Consider the following 13,043-nt stretch of genomic DNA (forward strand, 5'->3'; position numbering starts at 1 on the left):
GGCTGCCACATCAGCCGCGGTCGGAGCCGCCGCCCGCCTCCAACCGGTCGAGGAGCACCTCGACCGCGGCGACCACCGCAGCCGTCCCCTCCCCCGGCGCGGTGGGGGGCTGCGGACCGTCGCCCGTGAGGTAGCGCCACTCCGCGCCGAGGAGGTCGGCAGCCCGCGGGTCGCCCATGGCCAACCCGTGCCGGCCGAGCAGGGTCGTGGCCACGAGGGGCTCGAGCTGACGGGCCAGGCGGGCTCGACCACGACCACCCGACGTGCCGGCCGCGAGCATCGCCGACTCCCACCGGGCCAGGCCTTCGGGGCGCTCCTGCGGGGTCGGCCGACGAGGCCCGAGGAGGGCCGGCACGAGGGTCGCACCCCCCGGGTGGACCCCGACGAGCCGGACGAGGAGCACCACCACGAGGACCGCGAGGACCGCCAGGGCGACCGTCACGCCGAGGCCCCCACGTGCAGCTCGTCACGCACGGCACGCAGCGCCTCGACCGCCTCCAGCTGGGCGGCCCGGTCGATGGCGTGGGGCGAGAACATGGCCCGCTCGAAGGAGTCGCCGAGGCGTCGCACCAGGGGGCCCGACACGTCGACGGCGTCGAGGACCCGCGCCACGAAGTCCGTCGGGGTCTCGGCGTCGCGCCGCGGCTGGCCCACAGCCGCCACGGCCAGCTCGAAGCGGGCCCACGCCGAGATGACCGCACGCCGGGGATCGGGGTCGTCGCGCAGATCGCCGAGCGCGTCGTCGAGGAGCACGCGAAGGCGGTCGCGTCGCTCCTCGACCGTCTCGGCCTGGGGCACCGAGGGGGGTGCCAGACGCCGACGCGGCCCGGCGAACCACGCGGTGACGGCGACCGCGCCGAGCAGCCCGACGACGAGTCCGACGAGCAGCGGCGTCGTGCCGCTGTCCTCGGCGGCACCGCCGTCGCCAGGCTGGACCTCGAGGTCGACCGGCGCGATCTCCATGACGTCCTGCTCCTGCTCCTCGGGTGGACCGATCCACTCGAAGAGCCGGTCGAGGAGCGGGGCGGTGACGAGGAGGACTCCGGCGACGACGAGGGTCGGCACGAGCGAGCTGCGGCGGGAGGTCAGCTCGGCGGCGCGGCCGTCGCGACCCCGGAGCAGGACGACGACGAGGGCGACGAGCAGCATGGCGCTGCCGAAGCTCAGCATCGCGACCATCCCCGCGTCGGTCAGGGCCCGCGTCGCGTCCCCGCCGAGGTCGATCCCCCCGCCCGCCCCGGACCCCCTCGCCCCCGAGGCGAGCACCGCGACGCCCGCCGCCGCCGCAGCCGCCAGGCCGACCGCGAGCACGGCCCGAGGTGCACGGGGACGGGCGTCGTTTGGCGGCATGACCCGAAAGGGTGGCACGGTCGCGACATCGGCGCCCGCGACCACCTAGCGTGTGCCGGTCTCCCGACGACAGGCACCCACCCAGTGAGCAGTCTCGACACGGACCAACTGCGGGCCACGCGGTCCTTCCCCGCAGACGTCGCGAGCGCCGAAGCGGCGCGTCGCTTCGTCGAGTCCGTGCTGCACCGGTGGGGGTGCGACGGCTTTCGCGACGATGCCCTGCTGCTCGTCTCCGAGCTGGTCACCAACGCCGTCGTCCACGCCCGCAGCGGCTGCGAGGTGGTCGTCGTCCACGAGTCGCTCGGCGTCCGGGTGGAGGTGTCCGACCAGGACCGCCACCACGATCCCGTCCAGCAGCCGCTCGACCTGGTGTCGCCGCACGGCCGCGGGCTGCTCATCGTCGACCGGGTGGCCACCGCCTGGGGCACCGTCCACGAGGACGGCGGCAAGCGGGTGTGGTTCCAGCTCCACGCCAGCTGAGCCGTCCCTGACAGCTGCTGTCAGCATCGCTCCGTAGTCTCGGGGCGTGCGCGCCAGCCGGCTGATCGCCCTGCTCCTCCGCCTCCAGCACCAGGGACCGACCACGGCGGCGCGCCTCGCCGAGGAGCTCGAGGTGTCGGTCAGGACGATCTACCGGGACGTCGCCGGGCTCCAGCAGGCCGGCGTCCCCATCTGGACCGAGACCGGCCCCGGCGGCGGCATCCGGCTGCTCGACGGGTGGCAGGGGCGCATCGACGGGTTGACCGCCGACGAGGCCAGCGCCCTGATGCTCTCCGGCGCGCCGGCCGCCGCCGCCGAGCTCGGCCTCGGCTCGGTCGTCGCCGCGGCGCAGGCCAAGGTCATGGCCACCCTGCCCCCCGAGCTGCGGAGCCGAGCCGGGCGGGTCCGCGAGCGCTTCCTCCTCGACGCCCCGGGGTGGTTCCACCGCGACGAGCCGACGACCCACCTCGACGTCGTCGCCGACGCGGTCTGGTCGGAGGCCCGCCTCGACGTCCGCTACGGCCGCCAGGACCGCGAGGTCCGCCGGCGGATCGACCCGCTCGGCCTCGTGCTGAAGGGCGGCGCCTGGTACGTCGTCGCCGCCCACCGAGGGCAGGTGCGCACCTACCGGCTCGCCCGCGTCGTCTCGGTCCGGCGCCTCGACGAGACGTTCGTGCGACCGGCCGACTTCGACCTGGCCGGCTGGTGGGGGGCGTCGAGCACCGAGTTCGAGCTGTCGCTCCTCCGTGAGCGCATCGAGCTGCGCGTCGACGCCGTGGGCGCCCGCCTGCTCCCCGCCCACGTCGGCCACGCCGCGGCCGAGCCGGCGCTGGCCGCCGCCCCGCCGCCCGACGCGCACGGCTGGCGCACCGTCGAGCTGCCGGTCGAGTCGCTCGAGGTCGCGGCCCACCAGCTGACGTCGCTCGGCGAGCACGTCGAGGTCGTCGCCCCTCCGGCCCTGCGCTCCGAGATGGCCCGCATCGGCCGGGCGATGGCGGTCCGCCACGGCGGCTGAGCCCGCGGGTCGGGCCGCCCGGTCGGGCTAGGGCAGGACGGCGTCGGTCGGCAGGGCGACGATGCCCGTCGCGCCGAGCTCGCGGAGGGCGCCGAGCTTGGCCCACAGGTCCGACCGCTCGACGACGAGGTGGGCGGCCACGAGGTCGTCACGCTCGGCGAGCGGCATCACCGTCGGCGACGCCAGCCCGTGGAACAGCTCGGTCAGCGCGTCCAGCCGGTCCGGCGGCACGTGGAGCAGGAGGTACTGGCGCTTGCGGGCGTCGAGCGCCGCGCCGATGCGCAGCTCGAGGTCGGTGAGGATGCCCGCGCTGTCGTCCGACCGCACGAAGCGGGCCTGGCAGCGCTCCATCTCCGCCACGACGCGGAGGCGGTTGCGGGCCAGGCTGGCGCCGGTCTCGCGGAGGTCGACGATGGCGTCGGCCATCCCGGCGGCGCACACGCCCTCCAGCGCCCCGCCCATGGGGACGACGGTGACGTCGATGTCGCGCGCGGCGAACCACCGCTCGGTGACGTTCGGCATGTGCGTGGCGACGACGCCGCCGGCGAAGTCGGCCGCCTCGCGGCGCGGATCGTCGTCGCGCGCCGCGAGGACGAGGTCCGAGCGGGCGAAGCCGAGATCGGCGGCCGGCCAGTCCGCCAGGTCGTACTCGAGCGCGATGTCGGTGGAGATGAACGCCGCCGTCAGGCGGCCGGCGCGCAGCCAGGCCGCGGCGTCGCGGGGCCGCATCTCGATGAACTCGACGCCCTCGATCGTCGCCCGGGCGTCGGAGCCACGGAACGCGCTGACCGTGAACCCGGCGTGGTCGAGGAGACGCAGGACCTCGTCGCGGAGGCGGCCGCGGGACGGGAGGCCGACACGGGTGGTCATCGCTTGCGCTCCTCGAGGACTCGGAGGACGTGGTCGAACGGGACGTCGGCGCCGACCAGGCCGACCATCAGGTGGTACACGAGGTCGGCGGCCTCCTCGGCGATCCGCTCGTCGGACCGGTCGGTGCGCCCGAGCTCGAGGCACACCTCGAAGGCCTCCTCCATGATCTTGCGCTGGGTGCGCTCGGGGTCGGCGAGCAGCTCGGCGGTGTAGGAGCCGGCAGGGGCGTCGTCGCGGCGCGACCGCAGGACGGCTTCGAGATCGTGGAGGGGCACGCCGGAACGGTAGTGCCCGGGCCAGGTCGGCCGGAAAGGCGGGCCTCCGTTGTGGTGGACTGCGGCCATGACCGACCGCATCGAGATCACCCGTGACATCGCCGCGTCCCCCGAGGACGTCTACGCCGCCATCTCCGACGTCACCCGCATGGGCGAGTGGTCCGAGGAGTGCACCGGCTGCGAGTGGACCGGCGGGCACGACGGCCCCGCGATCGGGGCCACCTTCGACGGTCACAACCGCCACGGCGACAAGGAGTGGACGAGCCAGTGCACGGTGATCGAGGCCGACCCCGGCCGGTCGTTCGCCTTCGAGTGCGCGATGTTCGACTTCCACTACTCCACCTGGGGCTACCGCATCGAGCCGATCGACGGCGGCAGCCGGGTCACGGAGTGGAGCGACGACCTGCGCCCCGAGTCGGCGCTCGAGTTCAGCAAGCAGATGTCGGGCGTCGAGGACCGGGCCGAGCGGAACCGCCAGACGATCAGCGGCACGCTCGAACGTCTGGCTGCCGCGCTCGGGGGGTAGCGCGCCCGACTGCGGGCCCGTACGGAAGGAGCCACCGATGCCGAAGCAGCCGAGCGGGAGCTCGTCGCGCCGACCGCCCGAACCCTCCGAGGACCACGCCGAGATCGACGACTGGATGGGTCGGCAGGTGCCCGACCTCCAGCCGATCGTCGAGCACCTCGACGCCACCATCCGCGACGTGCACCCCGACGCCCACTTCGCGCTGAAGTGGAAGAAGGCGTACTACGGGCTGCCCGACGTCGGCTGGATGATCGAGCTCGTCGCCTACGACGTGTCGGTCAACATCGTGTTCCACGGCGGCGCCGACCTCGACCCGCCCCCCGACCAGGGGTCCGGCAGCAGCCGCTACGTGAAGCTGCGGAGCCTCGAGGAGGCGCAGGACCCGCAGCTGCGTCGCTGGATCGAGCAGGCAGGCGAGGTCAAGGGCTGGACCTGACCCCAACCGCCCCCGGTTCAGGAGGCGCTGGCGCCGTCGCCTGAGTCGGAGGCCGTCGAGGACGACGCCCCCACCGACGCCGGCGGCGAGTCGGAGCCGCCGTTGGCGCGGCGGGTGGCGAGCTGGGTGAACAGCGCCGTCAGGTCCACGCCCGTCAGGTCGGAGGCCAGCTGGAGGCCCTGCGCGACGTTGGTCGACACGTTGCGGGTGATCTGGCTGGCGCCGTCGGTCGAGATCACCGTCATCTTGTCGATGGCGCTGAGCGGCTCGGCGGCCCGGCCCACGACCTCGGGCAGCGCCGACGCGAGGAGGTCGACGATCGCCGCGTCGCCGTACTGCTCGAACGCGTCGGCCTTCTTCTCCATGGCCGTCGCCTCGGCCTCGCCCCGGGCCAGGATCGCTGCCGCCTCCGCCTCACCCTCCACCCGCACGGCCTCGGCCAGCGCCTCGCGGCGGGCCTTTTCGGCCTCGCCCTCGGCCCGACCTTCGATCTCGCGCGCCTTGGCCAGCTCCTCGCGCCGCTGGCGCTCGCCGGCACCGATCAGTCGGTCCTCCTCGGCCTTCGCGGTCGCGGCGGCGATCGTCGATTCGCGACGCGCCTCGGCGTCGCGGATCGCCGCGACCTTGCGACCCTCGGCCTCCTGCTCCACCGCGTAGCGGGCGGCGTCGGCGGGCTTGCGCACCTCGGTGTCGAGCTCGCGCTCCTTGAGCGTCGCCTGCTCCTCGGCCACCTCCTGCTGGGCAGCCAACACCTCGCGATCCTGCGCCGCCTTCGACTTCGGGCCGGCGGCGGCCGCCTCGGCCTCGGCGGCGTCGGTCTCGGCCTTGATCTGGGCCACGCGCAGGGCGAGCTGCCGCTGCGCCTCGGCGACCTCCTCCTCGGCCTGGAGGCGCGCCTGCTCCGACTCCCGCTGGGCGACGGCCTCGGCGATCTTGGCCTCCTTCTCGGCCCGCGCCGCCTCCGGACGACCGAGGTCCTGGATGTAGTTGCCCTCGGCCTGGATGTCCTGGAGCTGGAAGGTGTCGAGCACGAGGCCCTGGTTCGTGAGAGAGACCTCGGCCTCCTCCGACACCTCACGGGCGAACGCGGCGCGGTCGCGGATGATCTCCTCGATCGTCAGGCGACCGACGATCGAGCGGAGCGAGCCCGCCAGCACCTCGGTCGTGAAGCGGTCGACCTCGGTCTGCTGGCCGAGGAACCGCTGGCCCGCCGCTCGGATGGCGTCCTCGGTGCCGCCGACCTTCACGATGGCGACGCCCTCGAGCGAGCAGCGGATGCCGTTCGACGACACGGCAGAGCCGACCTGCACGAGGATCTGGCGGCTCGACAGGTCGAGCGACTCCAGCCGCTGGACGAACGGCACGACGAACACGCTCGCCCCCATCACGACCTTCTGGCCCGACAGGTCGGTGGTGACCTCTCCCGTCTCCGGGTTCTTCACCGGCTGGCCCTTGCGGCCGGTGATGATGAAGGCCTCGTTCGGCCCCGCGACCTTGATCCGGCTGAGCAGGAACGCGATCACCAGGACGAGCAGCCCGACGGCGGCGGCGACGGCGATGAGGACGGTGTTCATGGGGTCACTCCTGTTCGAACAGGTCGGTGGTCGCGACGACGGCGACGGCGTTGGGGCTGAGGACCTCGACCACGACGACCTCGACGCCCCGTGCGAGGTCGCTGTCGCTGCGGGCCGTGAGCTTGTGGGGCGTGCCCCCCATGCGGATCATCACCTCGCCGCGGCCGGCGGCGATGGGCGTGACGACCTTGCCGATCTGGCCGAGGTAGTCGCCGCTCGTCGGCGTGGCGTCGGTCGGCATGTCGACGAACGCGAGGGACAGGCGCAGAGCGAGGTAGCCGAGGACGAGGCCGGCGAGCCCTGCGGCCACGAGGGCGACGAGGACGCTGCTCGTGCTGCGCTGCGCGAGCCAGCCGCCGATGCCGAAGGCGCCGAGGAACGCTCCGATGACGGGCGCCGACAGGGCGCCGCCGCTGTCGAACACGTCGAACAGCCCGTCGAGGACGTCATCGAGGAGCAGCCCGAGGACCAGCAGCCCCACGCCCAGCCCGCCGACGACGATGAAGAACGTCGTCATCGGCGGTCACTCTCGCACATCTGCGCCGCCGCCGCGCCGGCGAGACACTGAACCGGTCAGACCTGGATGACCTGGAGCGCGAGCGCGTGCTCGACGCCCAGCTGGTCGCCGGCGCCGCGTGCGAAGCCTTCGAGCATGCCCCGGGCGTCGAAGTCCCGGCCGAGGCCGTCGATGTACGCGCGGTGGCACTCGAGCGACGCCACGCCGGCGTCGAGGAAACCGGTGACGTCCACACCGTGGGTCGGCGAGGTGGTGGCCGAGATGCCGACCCACCGCACGCCGTTCCACGGCTCGAGGCCCTCGTCGAGGAGGTCGGTGAAGATCCAGCGGTTGCCGGCGTCGCGCGCCGCGTCGAGCGTCGCCAGGCCGACGTGGCGGTGGTCGGCCATGTTGAGCATCTCGCCGCCGAAGGTCAGCTCGTGGTTGATGGTGAGCACGACGTCGGGTCGATGCCGACGGATGGCGGCGGCGACCTCCCGGCGCAGCGGAAGCCCGTACTCGACCACGCCGTCACGGTGGTCGAGGAACTCCACCACCTCGACGCCGACGACCGCCGCGGACTCGCGCTCCTCCACCTCGCGGAGCGGGCCGGCCTCCGACGGGTCCATGCCGTCGATCCCCGCCTCGCCCCGCGTCGCCAGCAGGTACGTCACCTGCTTGCCGGCGGCCGTCCACTTCGCCACCGCCATGGCGATGCCGTACTCGATGTCGTCGGGGTGGGCGACGACGACGAGCGCCCGCTCCCAGTCCTCGTCCAGGTGCTCGAGGTCAGCCACGGTCCTCCTCCAGTCGCCACAGGCTCACCTGCGAGCGGGTCGTCAGCTCCCGGCGGCGACGGAACTCCGCCGAGTTCGTGTCGGCGCGGCTCGTCTCCCAGGCCGACACGCTCGGGTAGCGCGTGCACAGGAGGAACCGCGCCACGTCGGTGTCGGGTGCCTCGACTCGGAACAGGCCGAAGATCAGGGTCCCCGGGGTCCCTGCCTCGAACGCCGGCCACGCCGCTTCGGACAGCTCCACCAGCTCGTCGGCGTCAGACGCTCGGCACTCGAACCAGCGGAGGGCGAACACCCCAGGCCCGACCGGCGCGTGCTCCGTGCCGTCGTCGACCGGGCGCGCCGTCGCGATCATCGGTACGCCGTCGGTGGACGACCCGACGTCGATCGAGATCCGCTCGTCGGTCCACCCGCCGATCAAGGGCGTGAACGAGGCCCAGCCACCGCGATCGTCGCGACGCAGGGTGAAGGCGGTTCCGGCCATGCCGCGGACGCTAGCGCCCGAGGTACGCGCGACCTCGGGGTGACAGCCGGTACCCGACCGACAGGCTCTCGGTCAGACCGAGGTTCTTCAGCTTGCGCACGTCGACCTTGAACGGCTCGGTCTCGCGGCCGACCGTCGCGGCCAGGTCCGGGGCGCGGACGCCGGGGTTGTCGGCGATGAGGGCGAGCGTGGGGCGGGTCCACGCCCCGTGAGAGGACCGAGCATCGAGCCGGTCGAGGCGGCGGTCGACGTCGGCGCGGTCGGCGTCGCTCAGGGCGTCGTCGGCGGCGAGGAGGCTGCGCGGGTCCGGCGCGTGGTCGACGTGGAACGCGACCCGATACAGCGGCAGGTCGGGGTCCCCGGCCACGGCCGAGAGGAGCTCGTCCACGGTGGCGTAGCCGGCACGGCGCGCCTCGTCGGCCGTGACGTCGGCCGGCTCGACCACGTCGACGGCGTCGACGGCGACGCGGCCGATGAACGTCCGGTAGGTGTGCCCGGGGACGGCCTGCCGACGTCGCCACCGCCGGAACGTGAGCGTGACCTCGCCCGCCAGGATCTCGTCGCGGTGGCGCCCGTCGAACTGCACGCCGCGACGCTACGCCGCCGGCCCCCGTCCCGCCGCGGTGCCCGCCCTCGGGGAGCGACAACACCTCCAGGCGTGGCCCGCGTCCCCAAGGGAGGGGGCCCGGCGAGGTCGGTCAGGAGCCGCCGAGGACGCCGGCGTCGCGCAGGGCAGCGACCCGGTCGGCGTCGATGCCCCGCTCTGCGAGCACCTGCTGGGTGTGCTCGCCGATCTCCGGCCCGACGCCGCGCACCTCGAGCGGGGTGTCCGACAGCGTGAACGGCGCGGCCATCGTGCGGAACCGACCCGCCTCCGGGTGCTCGACCTCGACCCACATGCCCATCTCCTCGGCCTGCGGGTCGGCGACGAGGTCGGGCAGCTCGGCGACCGGCCCCCAGATGATCCCGGTGCTGTCGAGCGGAGCGGTCCACTCGGCGACGGTGCGGGTGACGAACACCTCGTCGAGGAGGTGGATGAGCTCGCGGTTGTTGCGGAAGCGGGCCTGCGGCGTGGCGAAGCGCTCGTCGTCGGCCAGCTCGGGCCGTTCGACGGCGTCGCAGAAGCGCGACCACAGGCCCTGGTTGAACGTCGAGAGGTTGATCCACCCGTCGGCGCAGCGGAACCGGGTGTTCATCGGGCTGAAGGCGTCGTCCCGGGCCCGCTTGTTCGGCTGCTGGCCGTCGACGAGGGCCACGGCGACGTCGCAGCCGATCGTCCACGCCGCGGTGCGCATGAGCGCGGTCTCGACCACCTGCCCCTCCCCTGTGCGGTCGCGCACGCGCAGCGCGGCGAGGATCCCCGACAGCAGGGCGAGCCCGGTCGGGTGGTCGCCCTGACCCGGTCGGAACGCGGGGGGCGGCTCACCGGGCTCGCCGATCAGGCTCATCACCGCGCCCCGCCCGAAGAACGCGGTGAGGTCGAAGGCGATGCGATCGGCGTCCTCGCCCGTGCTGCCGTAGCCGGTGACGAGGGCATAGACGAGGCGGGGGTTGACCTCCCGCAGCTGCTCGGCGCCGAGGCCGTAGCGCTCCAGGCGTCGGGGCAGCAGGTTGGTGATGACGACGTCGGCCGTACGGGCGAGGTCGCGCACCAGCTCGCCACCGCGAGGGTCACCGAGGTCGACGGCCAGCGACCGCTTGCCCCGGTTGTCGAGGTGGAACGGCACATCGGTGCGGGGCGCGCCCTCCGGCAGCTCCGGCTGACGTAGGAGGCCGCGCATCGAGTCGCCGGCCAGGGGCTCGACCTTGATGACGTCGGCCCCCATGTCGGCCATGATCGCCCCGGCACTCGGCCCGGCCACCCAGTTGGCGATCTCCAGCACACTGATGTCGTCGAGCGCTCCGGCCATGGTCCCCCCTCGGTCGCGACGACCGGACCCTACAGGGAGGCCCGCTCGCCCGATCGCCGCCGCGACCACCACCGCTCGAGCCCGATGAGGGCGAGCCCGACGAGGAGACCCAGGGCCTGCCCCGACACGTTGGAGACCATGTCGTGGACCTCGATGTCGCGGCTGGAGGTGACGAGCGGCTGGAGGAGCTCGAGGGCGAAGGCGCCGCCGAACACCGCCGCCTGGCCGGCGAGGAGGACCGGCCACGACCAGGCCAGGAGCGCGGCGAGCAGCGCCAGGCCGCCGAAGAGCACGACGTGCATGACGACGTCGGCCTCGGGGACGAGCGGCTTGATGTCGTGCCACCAGACGTCGGGGAACCACCGCTCCTCGATCTCGTCGGTGATCCGGTCGAAGACGTCCGGCGCCCGGTCGAGCAGCATGATCGGGACGGCGAGCACCGCGCCGAGGACGACGACGCCCGCGAGCCACGGGCGCAGGCCCGCCGTCGGACGACCGCCGGGCCCGAACGGGGTGCCCGTCCTCGCGTCGCCTCCCGCCGTGGTCACGCCTCCGAGTGTGTCACGGGCTCCTCACCCATCCACTCGCGGAGGGTGTTCTTCAGCTTGATCTGCTGGATGAAGATGTCGTGCTCGGGACCGACCTGCTCGGAGGTCGGCTGGGGCGACTTGAAGTAGAAGCTCAGCCACTCCTGCACGCCGTGCTCGCCGGCGCGGGCCGCGAGGTCGAAGAAGAGGGCGAGGTCGAGCACCAGCGGGGCGGCGAGGATGGAGTCCCGGCAGAGGAAGTTGACCTTGATCTGCATCGGGTAGCCCATCCACCCGTAGATGTCGATGTTGTCCCACCCCTCCTTGTTGTCGCCACGGGGCGGGTAGTAGTTGATGCGCACGACGTGGTCGATGTTCCCGTAGAGCTCCGGGTACTCGCCGGGCTGGAGGATCGTGTCGAGGACGCCCAGCTTGGAGACCTCCTTCGACTTGAAGTTCTCCGGGTCGTCCAGCACCTCGCCGTCGCGGTTGCCGAGGATGTTCGTCGAGTACCAGCCACGGAGGCCGAGCATCCGGGACTTGAGGCCCGGGGCCAAGATCGTCTTCATCAGCGTCTGGCCGGTCTTGAAGTCCTTGCCGCCGATCGGCACCCGGTTGCGCTCGGCCAGCTCGAGCATGCACGGCAGGTCGACCGACAGGTTCGGGGCGCCGTTGGCGAACGGCACGCCGGACTGGATGGCGGCGTAGGCGTAGATCTGGCTCGGGGAGATCTCGGGGTCGCTGTCGCGCAGGCCGGCCTCGAACGCCTCGACGCTCTGGTGGACGTCGGTGGGCTCGCGGTAGGCCTCCGTGGACGCGCACCACACCATCACGAGGCGCTCGCAGTCGTTCTCGGTGCGGAACCGCTCGATGTCGGCCATGACGGCCTCGGCCAGGTCCCACTTCGAGGCGGCCTGCTTGACGCGGGTGCCCTCGAGGCGGCTGACCCAGCGCTGGTCGAACACGGCCTCCATGCCGACGATGCCCTCGAGCTCGGCCGAGATCGGGGCGAGGTCCTTCTCCTCGAGCACGCCCGCCGTGCGGGCCGCCTCGAGCACGTTGGCCGAGATCGGGTCCCAGCCGCCGAACACCAGGTCGTCGAGGCTCGCCAGGGGCACGAACTCGCGGATGAGCGGGTTGCGGCCCTCGGCCCGGTCCCCGAGGCGCACCCGGCCCATCTGGGCCAGGGAGCCGATCGGGTCCTCGCCCTTGGTGCGGGCGGCGATGACGCCGGCGATGAAGGTGGAGGCCACGGCGCCGAGGCCGGGGGTGAGCACGCCGAGGCGGCCGGTGGCGGGAGCGATCTGTCGCGGTGCAGGCATCGCGCCATCGGATCAGGAACCTGACGACTCTGCAACGATCGTTCAGCAACGCTGAACTAATGTGCACGAGTGGACAGCCCTCCGGTGCCGCTGCCCAACCTCACCGTGCAGCAGCTCGAGTACCTCGTGGCCGTGGGCCGCACCGGCACGTGGGCCGAGGCCGCGGCCACCGTCGGGGTCACCCCCTCGGCCCTCTCCCAGGGGCTGGCCGAGCTGGAGCGACGGGTCGGCGTCGCCATGTTCGAGCGCGACGGCCGGCGTCGGGTCCTCACCGCGTCGGGCCGCGAGGTCCTGGCCCACGCCGAGGCGGTCGTCGCCCGCACCGCCGACCTCGCCCGGTGGGCGGCGGGCGTCCGCGCCGGGTCGGTGGGCCAGGTCCGCATCGGCATGATCGACGCCGCGGCCGTCCACCACCTGCCCGACCTGCTCCGCCGCTTCCGACAGGACCACCCCGACGTCGAGCTCCACCTCCGGGTGGGCCCGTCGCGGGGCCTGCTCGACGAGCTCGTGCGGGCCGACCTCGACCTGGTCGTCTGCGTCCGCCCTCCCCGTCCCGTCGAGGGCGTCGAGACCACGCCCCTGCTCGACGAACCGCTGCGCGTCTACGCCCCACCCGGCGCCGACACCGACGCCCCGCCGGCCGGCTGGGGGCCCTGGGTCTCGTTCCCCGCCGGCTCGCACTCCCGGCAGCTCATCGCCCGAGCGGTCGCCGCGGCCGGCGCCCCCTTCGACGTCGTCGCCGAGTCGCACCAGCCCGAGGTGCTGCGGGAGATGGTCGCGATGGGCATCGGCTGGACGGTGCTGCCCGTCCCCCAGGCCGAGAGCGGGCTCGACCCGATGCGTCCGGCGCGGGTCCGTCCGCTCGTGCACCGGACCCTGGTGCTCGCCCGCCGCACCGACACCGTCGCCCCCGCGGCGGTCGAGGCGTTGAACGCGGCCCTCCTCGTCCGGGCCGCTGAGTAGGGTCACGAGGTCTCGCCCGCC

General features: G+C 73.5%; 17 protein-coding genes. 5 read left to right on the forward strand and 12 right to left on the reverse strand.

The genetic code is table 11. The annotated features are described in order from the left end of the window. Positions 1-10 precede the first annotated feature (10 nt). Together GH723_RS18060 and GH723_RS18065 are read right to left on the reverse strand one after the other, a co-directional pair. Positions 11-442, reverse strand: coding sequence for a hypothetical protein (locus GH723_RS18060; protein WP_153760951.1), 432 nt, complete (start codon positions 440-442; stop codon positions 11-13). After that, entirely contained in the window at positions 439-1,350 is a 912-nt protein-coding gene (locus tag GH723_RS18065; RefSeq protein ID WP_153760952.1) for a DUF4129 domain-containing protein, read from the reverse strand. Before GH723_RS18065 ends, GH723_RS18060 begins: the two co-directional genes overlap by 4 nt. An 84-nt stretch (positions 1,351-1,434) precedes the next feature. On the opposite strand from GH723_RS18065, the gene GH723_RS18070 reads away from it, so the two are divergent. Beyond that, positions 1,435-1,830, forward strand: a complete 396-nt coding sequence (locus GH723_RS18070; RefSeq protein WP_195210413.1) for an ATP-binding protein — start codon at positions 1,435-1,437, stop codon at positions 1,828-1,830. A gap of 46 nt (positions 1,831-1,876) precedes the next feature. After that, complete coding sequence (locus tag GH723_RS18075; RefSeq protein ID WP_153760953.1) at positions 1,877-2,845, forward strand: helix-turn-helix transcriptional regulator; 969 nt, start codon at positions 1,877-1,879, stop codon at positions 2,843-2,845. A gap of 27 nt (positions 2,846-2,872) precedes the next feature. Here the strand turns inward: GH723_RS18075 and hisG are convergent, their stop codons facing one another. Both hisG and hisE read right to left on the reverse strand, forming a co-directional pair. Then, positions 2,873-3,715, reverse strand: a complete 843-nt coding sequence (hisG, locus tag GH723_RS18080; RefSeq protein ID WP_153760954.1) for an ATP phosphoribosyltransferase — start codon at positions 3,713-3,715, stop codon at positions 2,873-2,875. Next, complete coding sequence (hisE, locus tag GH723_RS18085; protein WP_195210414.1) at positions 3,712-3,990, reverse strand: phosphoribosyl-ATP diphosphatase; 279 nt, start codon at positions 3,988-3,990, stop codon at positions 3,712-3,714. Before hisE ends, hisG begins: the two co-directional genes overlap by 4 nt. Positions 3,991-4,057: 67 nt before the next feature. Between hisE and GH723_RS18090 the strand changes: the two genes are divergently transcribed. Further along, positions 4,058-4,516 carry an SRPBCC family protein gene (locus tag GH723_RS18090; RefSeq protein WP_153760956.1) on the forward strand — a complete coding sequence of 153 codons (459 nt, stop codon included), beginning with the start codon at positions 4,058-4,060 and terminating at the stop codon, positions 4,514-4,516. A 37-nt stretch (positions 4,517-4,553) separates the two neighbouring features. Continuing rightward, the gene (locus tag GH723_RS18095) at positions 4,554-4,952 is read left to right on the forward strand and encodes a DUF1801 domain-containing protein (protein ID WP_153760957.1); all 399 of its coding nucleotides are present in this window, start codon (positions 4,554-4,556) and stop codon (positions 4,950-4,952) included. Positions 4,953-4,969: 17 nt separating this feature from the next. Here the strand turns inward: GH723_RS18095 and GH723_RS18100 are convergent, their stop codons facing one another. The 8 genes from GH723_RS18100 to GH723_RS18135 form a co-directional block, all read right to left on the reverse strand. After that, positions 4,970-6,526 (reverse strand): flotillin family protein, encoded by a 1,557-nt coding sequence (locus tag GH723_RS18100; RefSeq protein ID WP_153760958.1) that lies wholly within the window; start codon positions 6,524-6,526, stop codon positions 4,970-4,972. A gap of 4 nt (positions 6,527-6,530) precedes the next feature. Then, positions 6,531-7,043 carry an NfeD family protein gene (locus GH723_RS18105; protein ID WP_153760959.1) on the reverse strand — a complete coding sequence of 171 codons (513 nt, stop codon included), beginning with the start codon at positions 7,041-7,043 and terminating at the stop codon, positions 6,531-6,533. Between the two features lie 56 nt (positions 7,044-7,099). Continuing rightward, positions 7,100-7,819: a PIG-L deacetylase family protein gene (locus GH723_RS18110; protein WP_229022922.1), complete on the reverse strand. Its 720-nt coding sequence runs from the start codon at positions 7,817-7,819 to the stop codon at positions 7,100-7,102. Next, on the reverse strand, positions 7,812-8,300 hold the full coding sequence (locus GH723_RS18115; protein WP_153760960.1) for a hypothetical protein: 489 nt from the start codon (positions 8,298-8,300) through the stop codon (positions 7,812-7,814). Before GH723_RS18115 ends, GH723_RS18110 begins: the two co-directional genes overlap by 8 nt. Before the next feature lie 10 nt (positions 8,301-8,310). Then, positions 8,311-8,886, reverse strand: coding sequence for an ASCH domain-containing protein (locus tag GH723_RS18120; RefSeq protein WP_229022923.1), 576 nt, complete (start codon positions 8,884-8,886; stop codon positions 8,311-8,313). 112 nt (positions 8,887-8,998) lie between these two features. Beyond that, positions 8,999-10,210: a CaiB/BaiF CoA transferase family protein gene (locus GH723_RS18125; RefSeq protein ID WP_153760961.1), complete on the reverse strand. Its 1,212-nt coding sequence runs from the start codon at positions 10,208-10,210 to the stop codon at positions 8,999-9,001. 29 nt (positions 10,211-10,239) lie between these two features. Then, positions 10,240-10,758, reverse strand: coding sequence for a hypothetical protein (locus GH723_RS18130; protein WP_153760962.1), 519 nt, complete (start codon positions 10,756-10,758; stop codon positions 10,240-10,242). Then, positions 10,755-12,059 carry an inositol-3-phosphate synthase gene (locus tag GH723_RS18135; protein ID WP_153760963.1) on the reverse strand — a complete coding sequence of 435 codons (1,305 nt, stop codon included), beginning with the start codon at positions 12,057-12,059 and terminating at the stop codon, positions 10,755-10,757. Before GH723_RS18135 ends, GH723_RS18130 begins: the two co-directional genes overlap by 4 nt. A gap of 69 nt (positions 12,060-12,128) precedes the next feature. On the opposite strand from GH723_RS18135, the gene GH723_RS18140 reads away from it, so the two are divergent. Further along, a complete protein-coding gene (locus GH723_RS18140) occupies positions 12,129-13,022 on the forward strand; it encodes a LysR family transcriptional regulator (RefSeq protein WP_153760964.1) in 894 nt (297 codons plus the stop codon). Positions 13,023-13,043 lie beyond the last annotated feature (21 nt).

This window comes from Actinomarinicola tropica, from assembly GCF_009650215.1.
GTDB lineage: Bacteria > Actinomycetota > Acidimicrobiia > Acidimicrobiales > SKKL01 > Actinomarinicola > Actinomarinicola tropica.